18 protein-coding genes and 1 pseudogene are annotated in these 21,263 nt (G+C 72.8%); 9 read left to right on the top strand and 10 right to left on the bottom strand.

Annotated features, from left to right (window positions below; genetic code table 11):
• Positions 1-13: 13 nt before the first annotated feature.
• Positions 14-991 carry a DMT family transporter gene (locus ACGH7X_RS05295; RefSeq protein ID WP_399882108.1) on the bottom strand — a complete coding sequence of 326 codons (978 nt, stop codon included), beginning with the start codon at positions 989-991 and terminating at the stop codon, positions 14-16.
• A 16-nt stretch (positions 992-1,007) separates the two neighbouring features.
• The gene (locus ACGH7X_RS05290; protein ID WP_399882106.1) at positions 1,008-1,862 is read right to left on the bottom strand and encodes an SDR family NAD(P)-dependent oxidoreductase; all 855 of its coding nucleotides are present in this window, start codon (positions 1,860-1,862) and stop codon (positions 1,008-1,010) included.
• 254 nt (positions 1,863-2,116) lie between these two features.
• Here ACGH7X_RS05290 and ACGH7X_RS05285 point away from each other — a divergent pair, with 254 nt between their 5' ends.
• The 3 genes from ACGH7X_RS05285 to ACGH7X_RS05275 all read left to right on the top strand — a co-directional run bounded on the left by ACGH7X_RS05285 (position 2,117) and on the right by ACGH7X_RS05275 (position 4,273).
• Positions 2,117-3,226, top strand: a complete 1,110-nt coding sequence (locus ACGH7X_RS05285) for a galactosyldiacylglycerol synthase (protein WP_399896800.1) — start codon at positions 2,117-2,119, stop codon at positions 3,224-3,226.
• A 74-nt stretch (positions 3,227-3,300) separates the two neighbouring features.
• Positions 3,301-3,687: a DUF2267 domain-containing protein gene (locus tag ACGH7X_RS05280; RefSeq protein WP_399882104.1), complete on the top strand. Its 387-nt coding sequence runs from the start codon at positions 3,301-3,303 to the stop codon at positions 3,685-3,687.
• Positions 3,688-3,775: 88 nt separating this feature from the next.
• The gene (locus tag ACGH7X_RS05275) at positions 3,776-4,273 is read left to right on the top strand and encodes a DUF1360 domain-containing protein (RefSeq protein WP_399882102.1); all 498 of its coding nucleotides are present in this window, start codon (positions 3,776-3,778) and stop codon (positions 4,271-4,273) included.
• A 64-nt stretch (positions 4,274-4,337) separates the two neighbouring features.
• On the opposite strand, the gene ACGH7X_RS05270 is transcribed toward ACGH7X_RS05275, so the two are convergent.
• Positions 4,338-4,736: a DUF5997 family protein gene (locus tag ACGH7X_RS05270; RefSeq protein WP_399882100.1), complete on the bottom strand. Its 399-nt coding sequence runs from the start codon at positions 4,734-4,736 to the stop codon at positions 4,338-4,340.
• Positions 4,737-4,794: 58 nt separating this feature from the next.
• On the opposite strand from ACGH7X_RS05270, the gene ACGH7X_RS05265 reads away from it, so the two are divergent.
• Positions 4,795-5,601: a LysR substrate-binding domain-containing protein gene (locus tag ACGH7X_RS05265; protein ID WP_399882098.1), complete on the top strand. Its 807-nt coding sequence runs from the start codon at positions 4,795-4,797 to the stop codon at positions 5,599-5,601.
• A 62-nt stretch (positions 5,602-5,663) separates the two neighbouring features.
• On the opposite strand, the gene ACGH7X_RS05260 is transcribed toward ACGH7X_RS05265, so the two are convergent.
• The 4 genes from ACGH7X_RS05260 to ACGH7X_RS05245 all read right to left on the bottom strand — a co-directional run bounded on the left by ACGH7X_RS05260 (position 5,664) and on the right by ACGH7X_RS05245 (position 10,674).
• Positions 5,664-6,404: a DUF4142 domain-containing protein gene (locus tag ACGH7X_RS05260; protein ID WP_399882096.1), complete on the bottom strand. Its 741-nt coding sequence runs from the start codon at positions 6,402-6,404 to the stop codon at positions 5,664-5,666.
• A gap of 121 nt (positions 6,405-6,525) precedes the next feature.
• Positions 6,526-9,366 (bottom strand): beta-L-arabinofuranosidase domain-containing protein, encoded by a 2,841-nt coding sequence (locus ACGH7X_RS05255; RefSeq protein WP_399882094.1) that lies wholly within the window; start codon positions 9,364-9,366, stop codon positions 6,526-6,528.
• Between the two features lie 107 nt (positions 9,367-9,473).
• A complete protein-coding gene (locus tag ACGH7X_RS05250) occupies positions 9,474-10,169 on the bottom strand; it encodes an HAD family hydrolase (RefSeq protein WP_399882092.1) in 696 nt (231 codons plus the stop codon).
• Positions 10,170-10,197: 28 nt separating this feature from the next.
• On the bottom strand, positions 10,198-10,674 hold the full coding sequence (locus tag ACGH7X_RS05245) for an Lrp/AsnC family transcriptional regulator (RefSeq protein ID WP_217169506.1): 477 nt from the start codon (positions 10,672-10,674) through the stop codon (positions 10,198-10,200).
• Between the two features lie 226 nt (positions 10,675-10,900).
• On the opposite strand from ACGH7X_RS05245, the gene ACGH7X_RS05240 reads away from it, so the two are divergent.
• From ACGH7X_RS05240 to ACGH7X_RS05230, 3 genes are all read left to right on the top strand, one after another.
• Positions 10,901-12,391: an FUSC family protein gene (locus ACGH7X_RS05240; protein WP_399882090.1), complete on the top strand. Its 1,491-nt coding sequence runs from the start codon at positions 10,901-10,903 to the stop codon at positions 12,389-12,391.
• A 141-nt stretch (positions 12,392-12,532) separates the two neighbouring features.
• Positions 12,533-13,573, top strand: coding sequence for a lactonase family protein (locus tag ACGH7X_RS05235; protein ID WP_399882088.1), 1,041 nt, complete (start codon positions 12,533-12,535; stop codon positions 13,571-13,573).
• A 497-nt stretch (positions 13,574-14,070) separates the two neighbouring features.
• Positions 14,071-15,273 (top strand): IS110 family transposase, encoded by a 1,203-nt coding sequence (locus ACGH7X_RS05230; RefSeq protein WP_399882081.1) that lies wholly within the window; start codon positions 14,071-14,073, stop codon positions 15,271-15,273.
• A gap of 236 nt (positions 15,274-15,509) precedes the next feature.
• Here ACGH7X_RS05230 and ACGH7X_RS05225 read toward each other — a convergent pair whose 3' ends face one another.
• From ACGH7X_RS05225 to ACGH7X_RS05215, 3 genes and pseudogenes are all read right to left on the bottom strand, one after another.
• Positions 15,510-16,433, bottom strand: a complete 924-nt coding sequence (locus ACGH7X_RS05225) for a sirohydrochlorin chelatase (protein WP_399882086.1) — start codon at positions 16,431-16,433, stop codon at positions 15,510-15,512.
• A gap of 138 nt (positions 16,434-16,571) precedes the next feature.
• Positions 16,572-17,555: an N-acetylglucosamine kinase gene (locus ACGH7X_RS05220; RefSeq protein WP_399882085.1), complete on the bottom strand. Its 984-nt coding sequence runs from the start codon at positions 17,553-17,555 to the stop codon at positions 16,572-16,574.
• Positions 17,552-18,016 (bottom strand): annotated as a pseudogene (locus ACGH7X_RS05215) (uracil-DNA glycosylase); the annotation flags it as partial. The pseudogene ACGH7X_RS05215 and the gene ACGH7X_RS05220, both read right to left, overlap by 4 nt.
• A 233-nt stretch (positions 18,017-18,249) precedes the next feature.
• Here ACGH7X_RS05215 and ACGH7X_RS05210 point away from each other — a divergent pair.
• The gene (locus ACGH7X_RS05210) at positions 18,250-18,927 is read left to right on the top strand and encodes a uracil-DNA glycosylase (protein ID WP_399882083.1); all 678 of its coding nucleotides are present in this window, start codon (positions 18,250-18,252) and stop codon (positions 18,925-18,927) included.
• Between the two features lie 880 nt (positions 18,928-19,807).
• Entirely contained in the window at positions 19,808-21,010 is a 1,203-nt protein-coding gene (locus ACGH7X_RS05205; protein ID WP_399882081.1) for an IS110 family transposase, read from the top strand.
• Positions 21,011-21,263 lie beyond the last annotated feature (253 nt).

The following is a 21,263-nucleotide window of genomic DNA, read 5'->3' as shown; positions in this document are numbered from 1 at the left end:
GCCTCCGGTCCGTTCAGTCTCTGCTGCCTCTGCCTGTGTGTTTATGTCCGCTTTTGCTCTTGTCCCCGTCTTCGTCGCCTCTTCTGTTTGTTCTGCGGCGGGCCGGGCCGTCCCGCGCCGCGGTGGCCGTGTCCCAGGCACCGTGGACCGACGGTGCCCGGGCCAGTCCGACGCTGCCGAGGCCGATCAGCGCCACGCCGATCAGCTCGGGCAGCACCCGCACCCCGAGCAGGATCTCCTCGCCGAACAGGGTCCAGCCCAGGGCGACGCTGGTCAGCGCGTCGCCGAGGGTCAGCGCCGGCTGCGACGCCGCGAGGGTCCCCGCCCGCAACGCGCTCTGCAGCAGGAGGAAACTGACCACGCCGACCAGCGCCGTGGCGTACGGCGGCCACTGGGTCAGCACCTCGCCCACCCCCTGGGGGAGTCGCCCGGTGACCTCCTTCAGCAGACCGGCCGTGCCGCCGAACCCCACCGCGGACGCCGAGCCGAACAGCGCCGCACGGGGCGCGCCCCGCACCAGGCTGCCGACCGAGGCGAGGACCGTCATCAGGACGAACAGCGCCAGCCCCGCCCAGCCCCACCGGCCCGCGGTGGCGGTGTCCTGGCCCGCCGACGGAGCGGCGGCGCCCAGGAACAGCGCGAGCCCCACGGCCAGGGCCGCGAACGCCAGCCACGTCCGCGAGTCCGGACGCCGATGGAAGACCGCACTGCCGACCACCAGCGTGAACAGCAGTTCACTGGCCATCAGCGGCTGCACCACGGCCAGACTGCCCACCGCCAGCGCGGCCGCCTGCAACACCGTCGTCAGCGCGAGCAACGCCGCCCCGCCGACCCAGTACCGGTCGCGCACCAGCCGCTGCAGTGAGCGCACCACCGTGTGCCTGGCCCCGGCCCGGTCCTCGTCCTGCGCCGCCGCCCGGCGCTGAAGTACCGACGCCGCCGCGTTGGACAGTGCCGCGAACAGGGCGAGGACGACGGTGAGGACACTCACCGCGGCGCGCTCCCGGTCATCCGAACCGCGCGGCCAGCCGCCGGTAGAGTCCCGGAGCCGCGCCCCGTACCCGGCACGGCAGTCGCAGCCAGGAGGGCACGTACACCTCGTCCCGGCCCCGCAGTACCGCGGTGCGCACCGCGTCGGCCACGCGCTCGGGGGGAACCGGACGGGGCCTGGACCGCTGGTAGGGAGCGCCGCGGCGTTCGAAGAACGGTGTGTCGACGACGCCCGGCACCACGTGGGTGATCCCCACGCCGGTGCCCCGCAACTCGTAGCGCAGGGCGTCCGCGAAGGCGCCGACCGCGGCCTTCGCGGCGGAGTACACGGCCTCGTCGCGCACCGCCACACTGCCCGCCAGCGACCCGATGAGCACCACCCGCCCCGAACCCGCCGCCACCATCCCCGGCAGCAGCAGTCGCACCAGCCGAAGCGTGGCCAGCACGTTGATGTCGAGCACCTCGTCGATGGTGTGCGGGGGCATGTCCAGGAACTCCCCGGCCCAGCCCACCCCGGCACCGGCCACCAGCAGGTCCACCCGGCCCGCCGTGGCCAGCGTGAAGTCGGTGAGCTGCCGGTCGGCGCCGGGCAGGGTGAGATCCGCGGCGAACGCGGTGGCCGACGTCGCGTCGGCGACCTGGCGCAGCCGCACCGGGTCACGCCCGGTGAGCACCAGTCGCCAGCCGTCCTCGTCACCCAGACGGCGGGCCACGGCCGCGCCGATGCCGGAGGACGCCCCCGTCACGAGCGCCGTGCGGGTCCGCGTGTCCCGGACTCCGAAGGGCTGCCGCCGGAGCCTCGCGTGGTCCGCGTCGGGGGCGACGACCTGCGGTCCGGGGCCGGACCGTGGACGGGAGAACGCATGGACCATGGGGACCACCTTGGCTCGGGGCGGGCACCGGGGAGCAACCGACCGGGCGGTCGGGCTCCGGCGTCCGGCCGGACGGGCGGTCACGGAGTATCCCCTGGCGGCACACCCGAAACACCCGCTTACATGATGGTTTGGAACGATTCGGGCGGGCAACTTGGTCCGGCGTGCATCCTCGCAGCTCATCGGTGCCGCGCCACCACGTCGCCCCGAGCGGTCCACGGGACGGCGGACGTCTCCTGGTGATCAGCGCGAGCATGGGCGCCGGCCACGACACGGTCGCCGCCGAGCTGGTCCGCCGGGCCCGGGAGCGCGGCGGCGACGCCCAGGTCGTCGACGTCCTCGCCCTGCTGCCGTACGGCCTGGGCGGCGCGCTCAAGTGCTTCTACCGGGGGTCGGTACGCCACTTCCCCTGGGCCTACGCCGCCCTGTACCGCCTCTTCCTGCGCCCCGGCCCGGGACGGCGGCCCAGCGGCACGCCCCTGGCGCGGCTCGCCGGCGGCAGGCTGCGCGAGCTGGCCGAGCGCACGGGGGCCGACGTGGTCGTGCCCGTCTTCCACCTGGGCGCGCAGCTGACCGGTCATCTCCGGGCCCGCGGTCTGCTCCCCGTGCCCAGCGTCGTCCTCGTGATCGACTTCGAGATCCACCGGCAGTGGCTCCACCCCGGCAACGACCACCTCCTGTGTCTCACCGAGGACGCGGCGCGCGAGGTGCGGGAGGGCACCGGCACGGCAGCGAGCACGTGCGGCCCCGTCGTGGCCCCGGAGTTCTTCGCCGACGCCTTCGATGCCCCCGACACCCCCGATGCCTCTCACGCGGCTCCCGGGGTGGCGCAGTGGCGGGAACTGTTCGACCGGCTCGGCCCCGGGCGGCCCGCCGTGGTGCTGTCCGCCGGCGCCTGGGGCGTCGGCTCGCACCTGGACGCCACCGTCCGGCTCCTGGCGTACCACGGCTTCCTGCCCGTCGTCCTGTGCGGCGACAACCGGCGGCTGCGCCGCGCGTTGTCCCGCACCCCGGGCGTGGTCGCCCTGGGCTGGGTCACGGACATGCCCGGACTGCTGCACGCCGCCCGCGCCCTGATCGACAACGCCGCCGGCCAGACCGCCGTACAGGCGCTCGCCGCCGGGCTGCCGGTCGTGGGCCACCGCCCGATACCCGGACACGGTGCCGACGGCGTCCGGAGGATGGCCGCGCTGGGCGTCTCGGAGGTCGCCGCGGACGAGACCGCGCTGCTCGGCGCGCTGCGGCGGCTCACCGCCCCGGGCCCGGCCCGGCGGCGGCGGATCGCCGCCGGACGCGCGCTGTTCACGCAGGACGCCCTGGCCCGGGTGACCGAACTAGCCGACGCCACCCGCGTACGGCGGTGAGCGCGCGCCCGTTTCGCCCGCCCGGACCGCGGGCACCCGCCCCGGAGCGCGAACCGGCGGAAGGAGACGACGCCATGCGGCGCGACGAGTTCCTGGCCCGGGTCCGCGACCGCGGCGAGTTCCACAGCGACGACGAGGCCGAGCAGGTCATCACCGCCGTCCTGTGGGTGATCGCGTCCCACGTCACCGCGGAGGAAGCCGCAGGACTGGCCTCGGAGCTGCCCGCGCCCTTCGACGACGCGCTGCGCCTGGAACGCGGGCGCCCCGAGTCCTTCGGGCGCGAGGAGTTCCTGCGGCGCGTGGCCCAGCAGACCGGCGCCCGGCCGCGCACCGCCGAGTGGGACGCGGGCGCCGTGCTCTCCACCCTCACCGAAGCGGTGCCCCGCGAACGCGTCGACCGTCTGCTGGCGCGGCTGCCCGCGGACTGCGCCGACCTCTTCGGCGGTCCGGCGCCCTACTGACAACGGCAACTGCCACTGCCGCGCGTTGCGGAGGGCGGGAACAGGGCACCCGGCCCCGGTCGGCAGCCGCGGTCCCCGAGGAGGCACCATGACGGACGTTGAGCAGCGCTACGACGACGGGGAGGAGACACCTCTCGGTGGATACGCGGCGCTCGCGACGACCTTCGCGGCGGGTGCCGGTGTGTTCGCGGTGACGGTGTGGCGCCGTGGGGTGAGACTGCCCGACACCGTCCCCGCCTGGGACGTGGCCCTGCTGGGAACCGCGACCTTCAAGGCGTCCCGGCTGCTCACCAAGGACAGGGTCACCAGCTTCCTGCGGGCGCCCTTCACCCGCCGTGAGCGCGAGGGCAACGCCAACGAGGTGATGGACGCCGGGCGCGGCACCGGTCTGCGCCGCGCCGTCGGCGACCTGATCTCCTGCCCGTTCTGCACCTCCGCCTGGGTGGCCGGCGGACTCGTCGGCACCTACGCCGTCGCGCCCAGGGCGGCCCGGCTGGTGTGCGCGGGCCTGAGCGCGATCGTGGTGTCGGACTGGCTGCAGTACGCGTGGAGCGTGACGGCGCAGAAGGCCGAGGACAGCGGCTGACGGGAGCAGCTGACGGGGGAGGACGAGCCCGCCGGGCCGGTCGCGTCGGGCCGGGCCGGGCCGGTCAGTCGCGCTCGGCGCGCTCCGCCTGCTCGGCGTGCAGCTGCTTGACGCGGGCCGCCTCCTTGCGCACGTCGGCCTGGACGGCCTGCTCCCGCTCCAGCCACTCGGGGCGCTCCCGCTTCAGCGCCTCGATCTGCTCCGTGGTGAGCGGCTCCGCGACCCCGCCCCGATGCAGACCCGCGATGGAGACGCCCAGCTTGGCCGCCACCACCGGGCGCGGGTGCGGACCGTCGCGCCGCAGGTCGCGCAGCCACTCGGGCGGGTCGGTCTGCAGCGCGTTCAGCTCGGCGCGCGTGACGAGGCCCTCCCGGAACTGCGCGGGTGTGGCCTCGAGGTACACACCCAGCTTCTTCGCCGCGGTCGCGGGCTTCATGGACTGGGTGTTCTGGTGCGACGTCATGATGTCAAGGGTATCGATCGTGTGAGCGGTCGCCGACCACGCCCGGTAACCTGGCCCCGTGACAGGCTCGGAAGCTTCCCCCTCGTTCCGGCTCGCGTACGTCCCGGGGGTGACGCCCGACAAGTGGGTGCGCATCTGGAACGAGCGGCTGCCGGACGTCCCCCTCTCCCTGACCCAGGTTCCCGCCGCCGGGGCGGCCGGAGTGCTGCTGGCAGGCGACGCCGACGCCGGAGTGGTGCGGCTGCCCGTCGACCGGACCGTCCTCAGCGCCATCCCCCTCTACACCGAGACCACGGTCGTGGTGATCCCCAAGGACCACCTCGTCACCGCGGCCGACGAGGTGGGCGTCGAGGACCTCGCGGACGAGATCGTGCTGCATCCCCTCGACGACGTCCTCGACTGGGACGGGTTGCCGGGCAGGCCCGCCCTCGAGCGTCCGGCGACCACCGCGGACGCCGTCGAGCTGGTGGCGGCCGGGATCGGCGTGCTGCTCATGCCCCTGTCGCTGGCCCGGCTGCATCACCGCAAGGACCTCACGTACCGGACGGTCACCGACGCCCCCGAGTCGGGCGTGGCGCTGTCCTGGCCCGAGGACGCGCACACGGACCGCGTCGAGGACTTCATCGGCATCGTCCGGGGCCGGACCGTCAACAGCACCCGGGGCCGGCAGCCCGACCCGGCGCGTTCGAAGGGCGGTCGCGCCGAAGGAGCCCCCGCGCGGCAGAAGCCGGCGGCCGGAAAGCAGACCGGGGGCGCCGCCCGGCGCGGCGCCGGAGGCAACCCCAGGAGCGGCAACCGCAAGGCCGGGAGCGGCAAGGGCGGAGGCGGCAGGAGCGGCGGCCGCGGCAAGCCCCGCGGCCGCTGACCCGCCCGACCGCCACCGCCCGACGACCGACCACAGCCGTCCGGCGCCCGGCGCCCGGCGCGTCAGCGGACCGTCGGACTCGGCGTCGGCGCCGAGGTGTTGACGTCGAGGCCGGGCGGCGCCGTGAGGGACAGCACCGGCTCGCCCGGCTGCGGTGCCGGTGGCGTGAGCTGCACCTTGGGCAGGTTCGGCGGGGCGGTCTGCTGGAAGTTGACCTGGTCGAAGTTGACCAGCCCGGTCTTCTCCAGCACGGTGATGTGGTCCAGCACCGTGTCGTTGGCCTGATCGGCGAGCTGGCGCACCAAGGAGTTCTTGGTGTTGGCGCGGATGTTGGCGATCGCCGGGAAGATCTGGCCGTGGGTGATCCGCATGATGTTGACCGCGGTGGTGTCGAACTGCTTGCCCGTGGTCCCGTTCACGGTGGACACGAACTGCTGCTGCTGCGGGGACGCCAGGTTGGGCAGGGTGATGCCCAGCTCCGGCGCGATCTTCCGGCAGGTCGCGTCCAGCCGGGAGTGACCCACGACCAGGTGCTCACCGGCCTCCTTCATCTCCGGTGTCGTCCCCCGCTCCATGGCCATCAGCCCCAGCGGGTGCTCCCACAGCCCGGCGGCACGCACCTTCACCACGAAGTCCCGGTCCTGCTCGGTGAGCGGCCCGTACCGCGTGTTGGTCACGATCCGGGCCTGATCGCTGCCCGCGTTCTGTACCCCGAGCATGGTCGGGTAGGCGAGTGCGGTGAGGGTGAGGACCAGGGCACCGGCCACGAAGGCGGTCCCTGCCGTGGTGCGCGTGATGCGCATCGTGCCTCCTGGGGCGAAGACATGCTCGGACACCAGGAGGTACGGATGCGGGCGGCGGTCTGATCACCGCTTCGGGCAAAACCTGCGCCGGGAGATGTGTTCCATCTCTCGTCGTCCGGCGTCAGTCCGCATACGACGCCTTCCGCGCCGTGGTCACCACCCGTTCGCCCGCTTCGCGCCCGAGCAGTCCGGCGTCGACCCACGCGTCCACCGTGGCCCGTACGTGCGTCACCAGGGCGCCCTTGCCGCGGAACGGGGCGGCGGCCCAGATCTCGTCGAGCAGCGTGGTGCCGTCGTCCTTCGCGGGGTTGGCGACGCCCGAGTCGGTACCGCCGAGGACCACCCGGGGCTCGGAACGGCGGAAGTAGGCGTGCGTCGGTTCCTCGGTGCCCTCCGCGAACGGAGCCCACTCGGTGCCGTCCAGCGTGTAGTGGAGGGGCCGGCCGGAGACGGGGGTGAGTGTGGGCAGCAGGTCGCCGGAGAGACTCGCGTTCGCGTACAGGCCGCACTCCAGGTGACGGGTGGCCGCGTCGCGGGCGACCAGGTTGACCGGGCCGTAGAACAGGGCCTGCAGCGACGGGTCGTCGAGCGCCTTCTCCACCCGCAGCCGGAAGGGGATCCGGACCCGCACGGTGTCTCCGCGGCGCCAGGTCCGGGACACCGTGAAGTAGCTGCCCGGCGTGGGAGTCCCCGGTACCGCACGCCCGTTGACGGTGACCCGGAATCCGGCGCCGGCCCAGGACGGCACCCGCAGTAGCAGTGCGAAGGAGGCACTGCCGCCGCCGATGGTGAGGGTGCTGCCCTGCTCCCGGGGATAGTCCGTGGTCTGGGTGACGGTGACGCCCCGCTCGGCCCAGGTGAGGGTGGAGCGGCTGTAGAGGTTGACGTACAGGGCGCCGCCGTCGGCCGCGGCGAAGTACACCGAGTCCTGGTACTTGGTGGCGCTCTCCATCCCGGTGCCCTCGCAGCAGGTGGTGCCCTGCTTGGGCGTGTAGTCGCGCACGTGACCGGGCGTCAGCCCGATGAAGTAGGTGACGAGCGGCTTCTCCGCGTCGGGCTTGTCCTCTTTGGAGCCGAGCACCTGGTTGTACAGGGCCCGCTCGTAGTAGTCCATGTACGCCGGGTCCTGGTCGTGGAAGAACAGCGTCCGGCTCAGCTTGAGCATGTTGTACGCGCAGCAGCTCTCGGCCGTGGTGTCGGTGATCGTGCCGGCGATCACGTCCCGTGCCTTCCAGAACTCGCCGCTGCTGGTTCCGCCGATGGCGTACATGCGGTGCGGTACGACCATGCGCCAGAAGTTCTTCGCCGCGGTGAGGTAGCGATCCTCGCCCGTCTCGTCGTACAGCCGGACCAGGCCGGTGAAGATCGGTATGTGCTGGTTGGCGTGCAGTCCGTCGAGGACGTCGGAGTTCGCGGCGCAGGCGTCGATCAGCCGGTCGAGGTCGAACAGGCGTGCCAGCGCCAGGTGTTGTGCCTTGCCGGTGACGGCGTGCAGGTCGCAGATCGCCTCGACGATGCCGCCGAACTCCCCGCTGGAGAAGATGCCCCACATGCGCTGGAGGGTGGCCGCGGGCAGCTTCGAGAGCCGCGCGTACATCCAGTCGCCCATGCCGGACGCGAGGTCGAGGGCCCGGTCGTCCGCGGTGGCGAGATGGGCGTCCAGCAGGCCCCGCAGGATCTTGTGCGCCGTGTAGTAGGGCGCCCAGACCTTGGTGTAGTCGCTGCCGGTCATCGACTCCAGCTCGATGAACTGCGTCTCCGGGTAGGCCGCGAGGAACCCGGGGTGGCTGGGCCCGCCCCAGGTGCGGCGCAGCACGGCGGTCAGTCCCCGGCCCGAGGCGTCGGCGAAGGCACCGCCGCTCGTCTCGTCGAAGGCGTACGAGACCAGGTCGCCCCGGCCCGCCGGTGTGTCCGCCGCGCGGCCGTCCCGCAACGCGCCGACCTCGGCGGCGCTCAGGGCACGCGACCAGATGTTGAACTCGTCGAAGGCGCCCGCGAAGACGGGGTCGGCGGGGTAGTGCGAGCGGCCGAGCCAGTGGTCGGCGAGCGGGCCGAGGGTCGCCGGGTTCAGGGTCATGGCCGTGTTCCGTGCCACGGGGATGCCGTCGACGTACAGGGTGCCGGTGCCGTCCGCGAGGGTCACGGCCAGGTGGCTCCACTCGTCCAGGGGCAGTGCGGCCGTCCCGTCGAGGCCCTGCTCGCCCCCGGCCCCGCCGTCGGTGATGGCGAAGCGCGGCACGCCGTCGGCGTTGCGGGCGGCGAGGTAGAGGTAGCGGCTCGTGTCGTCGCCGAAGTCGAACACGCGGGCCCAGTCGCCCGCATGGGTGGGCTTCACCCAGGCGGCCAGCGTGAGTGACGGGGTGTCGCCGAGGACGCCGGCGGGGAGGTCGACGTACTGGTGGGAGCCGCGCACCTGCTCCGCGGCGGCGCCGAAACGACCCGGTGTGCTCAGCACCGCCGGGTCCCGGCGGAGCGCCTCGCGCACCTCGGCGAGGGCGCCGACCATGGCGTCGATCCGCTCGGCGAACACCCGCTCCCCGGTGCTGCGGTACGCCTGGGACAGCATGGTCAGGAAGTGGCCGGTGTAGTGGCCGCGCAGGTTGCCGTTGGCCTCGCCGTCCAGCCCTTCCCAGCCGCCCGGGGCGACGGCGCCCAGGGTGGAGAGACCGGCGTTGGCGCGGAAGACCTGGAGCAGCCGGTTCACGTCGTACCCGCGGGCGTGGTCCAGCATCAGCCGCCGCTTGTCGGCGAAGGTCCCGCGGCCGAGCGTCACGTCCTCGAGATCGAAGGGGCGTACGGACCAGGCCGCCGGCGTCACAGGGCCCGCGAGCGCGGCCGGGGCCGGGGCCGGGGCCTGTGCCGCGGGGCCGGTCCGCCCGCCCGCCGCGTACGAGACCGTGGGTGTTCCCGCGGTGACCGCCGCGGCCAGCAGAAGGGACCGCCGGGAGAGGGGCGCTGCCATGTGCTCCTCGTTTCTTCGATTTCGTTCGGTATATCGACCGCCGTTCGAAAGTCCGCCCAGAAGATAGGCAAGGGGCGGAGAAGCGTCAACGGTACTGGCGGGTACGGTCAGGAGGCCCGCGCCGTCCGCACGAGCCAGTCGTACGCCGTCCGCGCGGTGAACTCCTCCTGGCCCCCGCGCAGCAGCAGGCCCGCGGTGGCGAACTCGGGGGCGTCCGCCTGCGCCGCGACGTACGGGATCGCGATGCAGCGCATCCCGGCCGCGTGCGCGGCGGCGGCACCCGGCGCCGCGTCCTCCAGGACCACGCAGTCGGCCGGGTCCGCCCCCAGTCGGCGGGCCGCCTCCAGGAAGACGTCCGGTGCGGGTTTGCCCATCGCGACCTCGTCGGCCGAGACGACCGTGCGCAGCTGTGCGTCCAGGCCGGTGCGGGCGAGGATCGTCCCGATCGCCTCGGGCGACGAGCCCGACGCCACCGCCATCGGTACGCCCTCGCCCGCCAGCAGCTCGACGAACTTCCGCATCTCCGGGTACGCGCGGGCCGAGGCGCCGGACAGCCCCAGGTAGTGGCGGTTCTTGACCGCGAGCAGTTCCTCCACCGGCGCCCGCAGTCCGTACCGCCGCTTCCAGTCGGCGACGGTCTCCTGGGTGCTGATCCCCACATAGGCCTCGTGGTCGGCCCAGGTGAAGTCCGGGACGCCGTACTCGGCGAGGGTGCGCCGGCCCGCCTCGTAGTAGTGCGGCTCGCTGTCCACCAGCGTTCCGTCGAGATCGAAGATGACCGAGATGCCGCCGAGAGTGCTCATGGGGTCCAGGATGCCAAGGACCCGGGGATCACTTGCGTGCCGTGCGCCCGATCGACTCCACCAGGGGCAGCAGCCGGTGCGGGACGCGCTCGCGCAACGCCACCTCGCTGCGGGTGCGGACCACTCCGGGCAGGCTGATCAGCTTCTGCACCACGTCCTCCAGGTGCGCGTTGTCGCGGGCCACGACCCGGGTGAGCAGGTCTCCGCCGCCCGTGATGGAGAACGCCTCGACGATCTCCGGGACGCCCGCCAGCGCCTCGCCCACCTCGTCCAGGCGGCCCTGGGTGACCTCGATGTGCACGAAGGCGAGCACCGGGTGCCCCAGGGCGGCGGGGGAGAGGGAGGGAGCGGCGCCGGTGATCACGCCGTCCCGCTCCAGGCGGTCCAGCCGGGCCTGGAGTGTGCCGCGGGCGATGCCGAGGAGGCGAGCGTACTCGCGCACGCTGGTGCGCGGCTGCTCCAGCAGCAGCCGCAGGATGCGGGTGTCGAGCTCGTCGACGGCCATGAGGGTCGGGGCCCCTTTCGTCGGCCATTGGCACTTCGGTGGCCGTGGGAATGCCGCAGAAAATATACCAATGGCTCACTTCGGCAGCGGCCTGTTGAGCCACTGGTGGCGGAGATGCTCCTATAGACGGGTCGATGGCGCTGCGGACCCCGCGGCGCCTTTCGCATGTTCCGCATGTGGTGACTTCCGGGCCGGCGGCCATGAGTGAGCGAGGGGGCGGTAATCAGTGCTGAAGAGGGTGTTCGTGAGCCCGGACCCGGGACGGTCCCGGCTGCGGTTCGCCGCGCGGGCCGTCCTCGGCATCGGGCTGGCCGTCGTGGTGTGCGGCCTGGCCGGTACCTCCCTGGTGGGAGCAGTCATCGGCGGCCTCGCCGCCCTGCTCGCGCTGTTCACCGTCACCGACGCCACCGTGCGCGGGCAGGCCGTCACCACCGCGCTGCTGCCGGTCGCCGGGCTGCCCGTGCTCACCGCCGCCGCCGCGCTGCACGGCCACCCCGTGGCCCGGGACCTCACCTTTCTCGCCGTCGTCGGCGCGGGCGTGTACGCGCGGCGCTGGGGCCCGCGCGGGCACAGCCTCGGTGTGTTCGCGTTCATGACCTTCTTCATCGCCCAGTTCCTGCACGCGACCACGGACCGGCTGCCGGAGATGTTCGCCGCCGTCCTGCTGTCCGTGGCCGCCGCCGCGGCGGTGCGCTTCGGCCTGTGGTGCTACGAGCGCCGCCGGCCCGCGCCCGCCGTCCCGGCCCCACCCGCAGGCGCCGGGCTCGCCCGCATCACCACCCGCCAGGCCGTGCAGGCCACCGCGGGCGCCGGTTTCGCCCTGGTCGTGGGCCAGCTGGTGTCAGGCGACCGCTGGTACTGGGCCGTCGGCGCCACCTGGTGGGTGTTCGTCAACACCACCTCGCGCGGAGAGACCCTGGTCCGCGGCTTCCGCCGGGTCCTCGGCACCGTCGTGGGCATCGGCCTGGGCTTCCTGATCGCCGTCCCGCTGGCCGGGTCCGCGGTGCCCACCGCCGTACTCGCCGCCGCCTGCGTCTTCGGGATCTTCTACACCGCCGCGGTCTCCTACACCTGGATGATGCTCTGCGTGACCCTGCTCGCCGAGCTGCTCTACGGCCTCCTGGGCGTCCTCAGCCCCGGCCTGCTGGCCCTGCGGCTCGCCGAGACCGGTGTCGGGGCGGTCGGCGCCGCGCTCGCCGTGCTCTTCGTCCTGCCGGTCACCACGCACGCCGTCACCGACGCGTGGATCCAGCGCGCCCTGCGCTGCGTGCACGCCTGCACCGCCGAGGCCGCCGCCCGGCTCGCCGGGGCCGAGGGCGCCGACCCGGCGCCGCGCGTGGCCGAACTGGAGCAGCTGCTCGGCCGGGTACGGCTGTCGGTCGCCCCGCTGGTGCACCCGCTCAGCCCGATGTACGGCCGCAGGCGGCGGGCCCGCCGGGTGCTCGCCCTGCTCGACGACTGCGCCCGGGAGATACGCGGCCTGGTCGCCGTCGCGGCCGACCCGGAGGCCTCGCACGACGCCCGGCTGGCCGCCGCCTGCTGGCGTGTCGAGACCGCGGTCGAGGCACTCACCGGCGGTGGCGCCGTCCCCGCCCACGCGGGCGGCCCGCGCGCCGCCGAACCGGCGTTGGCCCACCTCCACGGCCTGGAACACGCCCTCGCCGAACTCGCCGCACCCCTGAGCAGCCCCTCCGGTTCACGACTGGCGGGCGCCTGAGCCGTCGTACGCCAGGACACCCATTTGGTCTAGACCGCACGTGATCGACTGCTACCGTCGCTCCGGGGCGGACGATCAGGTCGGCGCTCGGCACGACGCGTGACGAAGCGGGCGGGACGAAGCGGGACGAGAGGTGCAGCGGTGGCGGACGGCGGCAGGCGGCAGCGGCGGGCATACATCGGGTCGTTCACGGCGGCCGGCGGCCCCGGGATCCTGACGGCGACCGTCGCCCCCGACAGTGGCGCCCTCACGGTCGTGAGCGGCACGGACCACCTGGCCGACCCCTCCTACCTGGCCCTGTCGCCCGACGGCGACACGCTCTACGCCGTCAGCGAGACGGCGGAGGGCGCCGTGGCCGCCTACCGCGTGAACGGGGACAAGCCCGAGCCCGCCGGGCGGCCGGTGCCCGTCGGGGGCGACGGACCGACCCACCTGAGCCTGTACGCCGGGCACGTGCTGACCGCCAACTACGGCTCCGGCACCGTCACCGCCGTGCCGGTCCGCGCCGACGGCACGCTGGCCCGGGCCGCGTCCGGCGTCCTGCGCCACACCGGCTCCGGCCCGCACGCCCAGCGGCAGCAGGGGCCGCACGCCCACCAGGTGCGGCCCGACCCCAGCGGGCGGTGGGCCGTCAGCGTGGACCTCGGCACCGACTCGGTGCGGGTCTGCACCCTCGCGGACGGCGCTCCCGCCGTACACCGGGAGATCGCGCTGCGTCCCGGCTCGGGCCCGCGGCACCTGGCCTTCCACCCGGACGGCTCCCGCGCCTACGTCGCCAACGAACTGGCGCCCACCGTCACCGTCTGCCACTGGGACGCCGCCGACGGCGTACTGAAGCCCCTCACCGAGGTGCCCGTGCTGCCGGGAGCCCCGGCAGGCGACGCCCACCCGTCCGGCATCGTGGTCTCGCCCGACGGCCGCTTCGTGTGGACCGCGACCCGGGGCGAGGACGTCCTGTCCGTGTTCGTCGTGGAGCCGGACGGACTGCGGCTGTCCGCCACCGTGCCCTGCGGCGGGCACTGGCCCCGCGACATCACCGTGTCCGACGGCTTCCTGTACGCGGCCAACGAGCGCTCCGGAGACGTCACCTGGTTCGCCCTCGACCCGTCCACCGGCATCCCCCACCGCACCGGCTCCCTCGCGGTCCCGGCAGCATCCTGCGTGGTGTTCCACCCCGCATAGCCCCAGCCAACGCACGCCCCGCAGCGGCGGACAGTCGCCCACCCCTCCCCGCAGCGGCGGGCAGTTCGCTCATCTCTCCCCCCAGCGGCGGACAGTCGCCATCCCCCAGCCCCAGGCAGCCCACACCCCTCCCCGCAGCCGCAGTCAGCGCATGCCGCGCAGCCGCGGGCAGCCGTCCACCCCTCTTCGCAGCCGCGGGCAGCCCTCACCCCCCGCCCGCAGTCGCGAGCAGCCCCCGTTATGTTTTCCGCGGTCCTGCAAGAGGGCCGCTGGCCTCCGAGCCCGGCATGACTGTGTCCCCCTGTTGAACCGTATGACCTGGGGGGTGGTGTTCACCGGGCCCGAGAGGTGCCGTCGGAGACGCTGATGAGAGGTCCGGCCACCGTCCGGTCCGGTGCAATACCGGGCAGTTCACGGGCGGCAGGTCTGCATAACGTGGATGCGCGCGTACGACACCGATGCCCAGGCCAGCCGTGCCAAAGGAAGTGGAGAGCACGATGTTCGACACCGGCGACGTGGACGTCTTCCTCGGCCTGGACGTCGGCAAGACCGCCCATCACGGCCATGGACTGACCCCGGCCGGCAAGAAGGTCTTCGACAAGCCCCTGCCCAACAGCGAGCCGAAGCTGCGGGCCGTCTTCGACAAGCTGGCCGCGAAGTTCGGCACCGTCCTGCTGGTCGTGGACCAGCCCGCCTCTATCGGAGCCCTGCCGCTGACCGTCGCAAGAGACGCGGGCTGCAAGGTCGCCTACCTGCCGGGCCTGGCGATGCGGCGGATCGCCGACCTCTACCCGGGCGAGGCCAAGACCGACGCGAAGGACGCCGCGGTCATCGCGGACGCCGCCCGCACCATGCCCCACACCCTGCGGTCCCTGGAACTCACCGACGAGATCACCGCCGAGCTGACCGTCCTCGTCGGCTTCGACCAGGACCTCGCGGCCGAGGCCACCCGCACCTCCAACCGCATACGCGGTCTGCTCACCCAATTCCACCCCAGCCTGGAACGCGCCCTCGGCCCACGCCTGGACCACCAGGCCGTCACCTGGCTGCTGGAACGCTACGGCTCCCCCGCCGCACTGCGAAAAGCCGGACGCCGCAGGCTCGTTGACGGAATCCGGCCCAAGGCCCCGCGCATGGCCCAGCGGCTGATCGACGAGATCTTCGACGCGCTCGACGAGCAGACCGTCGTCGTTCCCGGCACCGGCACGCTCGACATCGTCGTCCCGTCGCTGGCCCGCTCGCTCGCGGCTGTTCACGAACAGCGCCGAGCTCTGGAAGCACAGATCGGGCAGCTGTTGGAGAAGCACCCTCTTTCCCAGGTCCTGATCTCGATGCCGGGGATCGCGATCAGGACCGCTGCCACCTTGCTGGTCACCGTCGGCGACGGCACCAGCTTCCCCACCGCCGCCCACCTGGCCTCCTACGCCGGCCTCGCACCCGCGACAAAGTCGTCGGGAACCTCGATCCACGGCGAACACGCACCACGAGGCGGCAACCGGCAGCTCAAACGCGCGATGTTCTTATCCGCGTTCGCCGCCCTGCACGATCCCGCCTCCCGGACCTACTACGACCGATGCCGAGCCAGAGGAAAGACCCACACGCAGGCTCTTCTCCGCCTCGCCCGACAGCGGATCAGCGTGCTGTTCGCGATGCTCCGAGACGGCACTTTCTACGAACACCGAACCCCACGCCTCGCTTGACGAAAGACATAGAGGCACCCCCCGTAGCTGCGGGCAGTCGTGCCGCTGGGGCGGCACGGGTGGGCGCAGCGGCACCCCGGAAGCGCCGGGCCGCGCGCCCCACCCCAGCGCCCGCACCCACGCCGGGCGCGCTCGCGACCGACGGCTCAGAACCCCCGGCAACGCCGAAGGGGCCCGCTCCACTCCCGGAGCGGGCCCCTTCACACACGCCTAGCCGCGCACGCGCACCGCACGGCTCACCGAACCGGCGTCCCCTGCGGCTGCTGCGGCGAGATGCCGAGCGCCGTCGTGTACTTGGCCAGCGCCAGCTTGCCGATCGCCGGGTACGGGCCGAGCGGCTCGGCGGTGGAGCAGCCCGCCTCCTTGGCCGCCTCCTCCAGCACGGACGCCTCGATCTCCGGTCCGATCAGGTACGGCGCGAGCGCCAGCTGCTGGGACCCCGAGTTCCGCAGCTGCTCGGCCACGGACGCGATCGAGCCCTCCTCGTCCAGCGCCGCCGCGATCACCGGCACGGCGAGACGCGCGGCGAGCAGCATGCCGGTGATACCGGCCGCCTGGACGGCCTCGTCACCGCCCACGGAGGCCAGGACGATGCCGTCCGCGGCGGTCGCCACGGTGAACAGGCGGGCGCGGTCGGCGCGGGCCAGACCGGCTTCGGAGAGCCGCACGTGCAGCGCCTCGGCCAGCAGCGGGTGCGGACCGAGCACGTCGGTCAGCTCGGCCGCGATCTTGCTGTCCATCACGGCCTGCCGGATCCGGCGCAGCAGCGCGTTGTCCGGCCCCGCGAGCAGCGGCACGACGACGGCGACCGGGCCCTCGGGCTCCTTGACGTCCATACCGGCGGCGCGCGCCTGCTCAAAGCGGGCGGTGCGCTCCTCGGCGGCACGCACGAGCACGGTCGACAGCGACAGGAACTCGTCGTCGTCCCCCTCGAGGTGGCCGATCCGGGCGTCCAGCCCGGGCAGCTCGGAGCGGGCGATGCTGATGACCTCGTCGGCGAGGCCTCGGGTGGCGCTACTGGGCGCCCCCGGCACCGCGAGGACGAGCGCCGGCGCGCCCTCGGGAGCCACCAGGGGCTCGGGACGGCGGTGCCGTCCGGGCTGGCGGGGGCGCGGCATTCGTACTGGCAGGCCGGACGCGGGCCCAGTGGGGGAGCTCATGGCGCCGCATGTTACTGGTTTCCGGGGTTTCCCTGTTCGGGGAGGGTGCGGGTGAGCGGTATCCGTCCGGTTTTGTCTGATGAGTGATGTACGGATCGGCGGACATCGGCATGATTCACCCCGTCGGCGGACCGATTCTCAGCCGCCCGGCACAGTCGTCACCCACAGCATTCGGTCGTCACTCGGAAGAGTGAGCGAGCCGGTCGCCAGGGCGGTCGCGATCCGGACCGAGCCGTCCAGCGGATCACCCTCCGCGGCCGTCCACCGGGCCTGCGGCAGCCGCTTCGCCAGCTCCTCTCCCAGCGGCACGACGAGCGGATCGCCCATCCGCAGCAGCCCGCCGGTGACCGCGACGCGCGGCTCACCGCCGGCCGGGCAGACCGCGGCCGCCGAGTCGGCCATGTGCCGGGCGGCGGCCCGGAGGATCCCGCCTGCGACGGGATCGTCGGCCGCCGCGCAGGCGGCCACCTCGGGCGCGAAGGAGGCGAGGACGGCGGGACGGTCGGTACGCGGATACACCTGCCCGGGCAGTGCCGCCGCCGCGCCGAACCGCTCCTCGGCCCGGGCCAGCAACGGCGCGGAGCCGCCCCCCCGGCCGTCATGGGCGCGCAGCGCCGCCTCCAGGCCGGCGCGTCCGATCCAGGCACCGCTGCCGCAGTCGCCCAGCAGATGGCCCCAGCCGTCCGCCCGGCGCCAGTGGGTGAGGTCGGTGCCGACCGCGATCAGCCCGGTGCCGGCGGCCACCACCGCTCCGGGGCGCGGACCGAGGGCGCCGACGTACGCGGTCACCGCGTCGGCGGCCAGCGCGATCGCGCGCACGCCCAGCTCCCGGGCCAGCGAGCCCGGCAGTTCGGCGCGCAGGGCGTCGCCCAGGGTGGCCATCCCGGCGGCCCCGACGACGACGGTGCCGAGCCGGGGCACCCCGGTCTCGGCCATCAACGCCCTTGCCATGGGCAGCAGTTGCGCCAGAAGGTGATCGGGCTCGATGCCGCGGGTCCCGGTGCGGACGGGCTCCGCCGAGACGCGCCGGCCGAGCGGGCCGTGCCCGTCGCCGCAAGCCGTACCGACGACGACGCGCAGCCCCGAGCCGCCGGAGTCCACCGCCAGGATGCCGGCGCTCACGGCAGACGCCAGTCGACCGGCTGACCTCCCAGTCGCACCAGCAGGTCGTTGGCCCGGCTGAACGGACGCGAGCCGAAGAAGCCCCGGTCGGCCGACATCGGGGACGGGTGCGCGGACTCCACGGACGGCAGATCGCCGAGTAGCGGCCGCAGATTGCGGGCGTCGCGGCCCCAGAGGATGGACACCATCGGCTTGCCGCGCGCCGCGAGCGCGCGTATCGCCTGCTCGGTGACCTCCTCCCAGCCCTTGCCGCGGTGCGCGGCGGGCTTGCGCGGGGCCGTGGTGAGCGCCCTGTTGAGCAGCAGCACGCCCTGCCGGGTCCACGGGGTCAGGTCACCGCTGGAGGGCTGCGGGAGACTCAGGTCGGTGTTCAGCTCCCGGAAGATGTTGACGAGGCTGCCGGGCAGCGGGCGTACCTCGGGCGCGACGGAGAACGAGAGTCCCACCGCGTGCGCGGGAGTTCCGGGATCTGAGTATCGAGGGCGAAAGGCGGAGCGAGGATGATGAACATGGCGGAGTGGCTTGAGCACTGGACGGAACAAGCTCCTCTCCTTCCCGATGACCGGCCGCGTGAGCTGCTCGATCGGCTCGCATGTCTCGATGAGGAGGAAGGGTAGCGCCTGTGGGAGGGCCCGTGTGCGGGGGCTTCCCTGTGTATGCGGGGCGGGGGTGTGTGCCAGTAGAGTGACGCGGCGTGGCACCACGACCTTTGCATGAACTTGTTGAAGCAGGCTGGGCGAAGGCCCTTGAGCCGGTGGCCGAGCGCATCGCGGCGATGGGGGACTTCCTGCGGGCTGAGATCGCGGCGGGCCGGACGTATCTTCCGGCCGGGGCGAATGTCCTGCGGGCTTTTCAGCAACCCCTGGATGACGTCCGTGTCCTGATCGTGGGTCAGGATCCCTATCCCACGCCGGGTATGGCGATCGGGTTGAGTTTCGCGGTGGCGCCGGAGGTGCGTGCGTTGCCGGGGAGTCTGGAGAACATCTTCCGGGAGATGCACTCCGACCTCGGGCTGCCCAGGCCGTCGAATGGCGATCTGACGCCGTGGACGCAGCAGGGTGTGTTGTTGCTCAACAGGGCGTTGACGACGGCCCCGCGCAGTCCGGCGGCGCACCGGGGTAAGGGGTGGGAGGAGGTCACGGAGCAGGCGATCAGGGCGCTGGCAGCGCGCGGAAAGCCGCTGGTGTCGATCCTGTGGGGGCGTGACGCGCGTAATCTGCGGCCGTTGCTGGGGGATCTGCCGGCGGTTGAGTCTGCGCACCCGTCGCCGATGTCGGCCGACCGGGGCTTCTTCGGTTCCCGGCCGTTCAGCCGGGCCAACGACCTGCTGGCCGGGCAGGGTGCCCAGCCGGTGGACTGGCGACTGCCGTAGGGCACGGTGTGCGTGACAGCGTGGAGGGTGGCGGCTTCCCGTCTGGGGCGCTGGACTCTTGTCAGGCACGGTTACGGCTCTGGTTGAGCGAGAGCACCTCTACCACGAGCGCTGGGAGATCGAGACCGTCTATCTGGCACTACGTCATACCCTGCTCGAAGGCCGCGTTCTCCGGTCGAAGGACCCACTGGGCCTCACCCAGGAGATGCGGGGACTCCTGGCCATCTACCAGGCCTTGCGCTCGATGATGGTGACTGCGGTGGAGACAGCGCCCGGCTGCGATCACGACCGGGCCGACTTAACTGTGGCCCTGGAGGCCGCGCCCGGGACTACGAACGCCGCACCGATACCAGCGAAGCCGTCATTCTGGTCGACAGTCCGGCGACAACTCCGTCACCTCACTGGCGTGTCGCCGGTGAGACACCGCCCGGCGCGGTCCGACCGGCTTCCTCCACGACACCTCGCCTGCCACGTCGGCGGACGCCTCCTCCTCGGCCAGAGCCTCCAGATACTGCCCAGGCCGACCACCCGGCACCGGCGCACCTCCTCGGCGTCCGCCAGAGCCGTCCGCACCCGTTCCAACTCGGCTTCGAGCCTTCACCTGCGCGGCTGCGCCCCCCGTTATGTTTTCCGCGGTCCTGCAAGAGGGCCGCTGGCCTCCGAGCCCGGCATGACTGTGTCCCCCTGTTGAACCGTATGACCTGGGGGGTGGTGTTCACCGGGCCCGAGAGGTGCCGTCGGAGACGCTGATGAGAGGTCCGGCCACCGTCCGGTCCGGTGCAATACCGGGCAGTTCACGGGCGGCAGGTCTGCATAACGTGGATGCGCGCGTACGACACCGATGCCCAGGCCAGCCGTGCCAAAGGAAGTGGAGAGCACGATGTTCGACACCGGCGACGTGGACGTCTTCCTCGGCCTGGACGTCGGCAAGACCGCCCATCACGGCCATGGACTGACCCCGGCCGGCAAGAAGGTCTTCGACAAGCCCCTGCCCAACAGCGAGCCGAAGCTGCGGGCCGTCTTCGACAAGCTGGCCGCGAAGTTCGGCACCGTCCTGCTGGTCGTGGACCAGCCCGCCTCTATCGGAGCCCTGCCGCTGACCGTCGCAAGAGACGCGGGCTGCAAGGTCGCCTACCTGCCGGGCCTGGCGATGCGGCGGATCGCCGACCTCTACCCGGGCGAGGCCAAGACCGACGCGAAGGACGCCGCGGTCATCGCGGACGCCGCCCGCACCATGCCCCACACCCTGCGGTCCCTGGAACTCACCGACGAGATCACCGCCGAGCTGACCGTCCTCGTCGGCTTCGACCAGGACCTCGCGGCCGAGGCCACCCGCACCTCCAACCGCATACGCGGTCTGCTCACCCAATTCCACCCCAGCCTGGAACGCGCCCTCGGCCCACGCCTGGACCACCAGGCCGTCACCTGGCTGCTGGAACGCTACGGCTCCCCCGCCGCACTGCGAAAAGCCGGACGCCGCAGGCTCGTTGACGGAATCCGGCCCAAGGCCCCGCGCATGGCCCAGCGGCTGATCGACGAGATCTTCGACGCGCTCGACGAGCAGACCGTCGTCGTTCCCGGCACCGGCACGCTCGACATCGTCGTCCCGTCGCTGGCCCGCTCGCTCGCGGCTGTTCACGAACAGCGCCGAGCTCTGGAAGCACAGATCGGGCAGCTGTTGGAGAAGCACCCTCTTTCCCAGGTCCTGATCTCGATGCCGGGGATCGCGATCAGGACCGCTGCCACCTTGCTGGTCACCGTCGGCGACGGCACCAGCTTCCCCACCGCCGCCCACCTGGCCTCCTACGCCGGCCTCGCACCCGCGACAAAGTCGTCGGGAACCTCGATCCACGGCGAACACGCACCACGAGGCGGCAACCGGCAGCTCAAACGCGCGATGTTCTTATCCGCGTTCGCCGCCCTGCACGATCCCGCCTCCCGGACCTACTACGACCGATGCCGAGCCAGAGGAAAGACCCACACGCAGGCTCTTCTCCGCCTCGCCCGACAGCGGATCAGCGTGCTGTTCGCGATGCTCCGAGACGGCACTTTCTACGAACACCGAACCCCACGCCTCGCTTGACGAAAGACATAGAGGCGCCCCCCGTTATGTTTTCCGCGGTCCTGCAAGAGGGCCGCTGGCCTCCGAGCCCGGCATGACTGTGTCCCCCTGTTGAACCGTATGACCTGGGGGGTGGTGTTCACCGGGCCCGAGAGGTGCCGTCGGAGACGCTGATGAGAGGTCCGGCCACCGTCCGGTCCGGTGCAATACCGGGCAGTTCACGGGCGGCAGGTCTGCATAACGTGGATGCGCGCGTACGACACCGATGCCCAGG

It is taken from the genome of Streptomyces sp. BBFR51 (assembly GCF_044591655.1).
Lineage (GTDB): Bacteria > Actinomycetota > Actinomycetes > Streptomycetales > Streptomycetaceae > Streptomyces.
This window is presented reverse-complemented; position numbering and strand designations above follow the sequence as displayed.

Excerpts from the sequence above, each read along its gene's own strand:
- ACGH7X_RS05290 (WP_399882106.1), bottom strand. The coding sequence starts at position 1,862 with ATGGTCCATGCGTTCTCCCGTCCACGGTCCGGCCCCGGACCGCAGGTC.
- ACGH7X_RS05285 (WP_399896800.1), top strand. The coding sequence starts at position 2,117 with ATGGGCGCCGGCCACGACACGGTCGCCGCCGAGCTGGTCCGCCGGGCC.
- ACGH7X_RS05280 (WP_399882104.1), top strand. The coding sequence starts at position 3,301 with ATGCGGCGCGACGAGTTCCTGGCCCGGGTCCGCGACCGCGGCGAGTTC.
- ACGH7X_RS05275 (WP_399882102.1), top strand. The coding sequence starts at position 3,776 with ATGACGGACGTTGAGCAGCGCTACGACGACGGGGAGGAGACACCTCTC.
- ACGH7X_RS05270 (WP_399882100.1), bottom strand. The coding sequence starts at position 4,736 with ATGACGTCGCACCAGAACACCCAGTCCATGAAGCCCGCGACCGCGGCG.
- ACGH7X_RS05260 (WP_399882096.1), bottom strand. The coding sequence starts at position 6,404 with ATGCGCATCACGCGCACCACGGCAGGGACCGCCTTCGTGGCCGGTGCC.
- ACGH7X_RS05255 (WP_399882094.1), bottom strand. The coding sequence starts at position 9,366 with ATGGCAGCGCCCCTCTCCCGGCGGTCCCTTCTGCTGGCCGCGGCGGTC.
- ACGH7X_RS05250 (WP_399882092.1), bottom strand. The coding sequence starts at position 10,169 with ATGAGCACTCTCGGCGGCATCTCGGTCATCTTCGATCTCGACGGAACG.
- ACGH7X_RS05245 (WP_217169506.1), bottom strand. The coding sequence starts at position 10,674 with ATGGCCGTCGACGAGCTCGACACCCGCATCCTGCGGCTGCTGCTGGAG.
- ACGH7X_RS05230 (WP_399882081.1), top strand. The coding sequence starts at position 14,071 with ATGTTCGACACCGGCGACGTGGACGTCTTCCTCGGCCTGGACGTCGGC.
- ACGH7X_RS05225 (WP_399882086.1), bottom strand. The coding sequence starts at position 16,433 with ATGAGCTCCCCCACTGGGCCCGCGTCCGGCCTGCCAGTACGAATGCCG.
- ACGH7X_RS05205 (WP_399882081.1), top strand. The coding sequence starts at position 19,808 with ATGTTCGACACCGGCGACGTGGACGTCTTCCTCGGCCTGGACGTCGGC.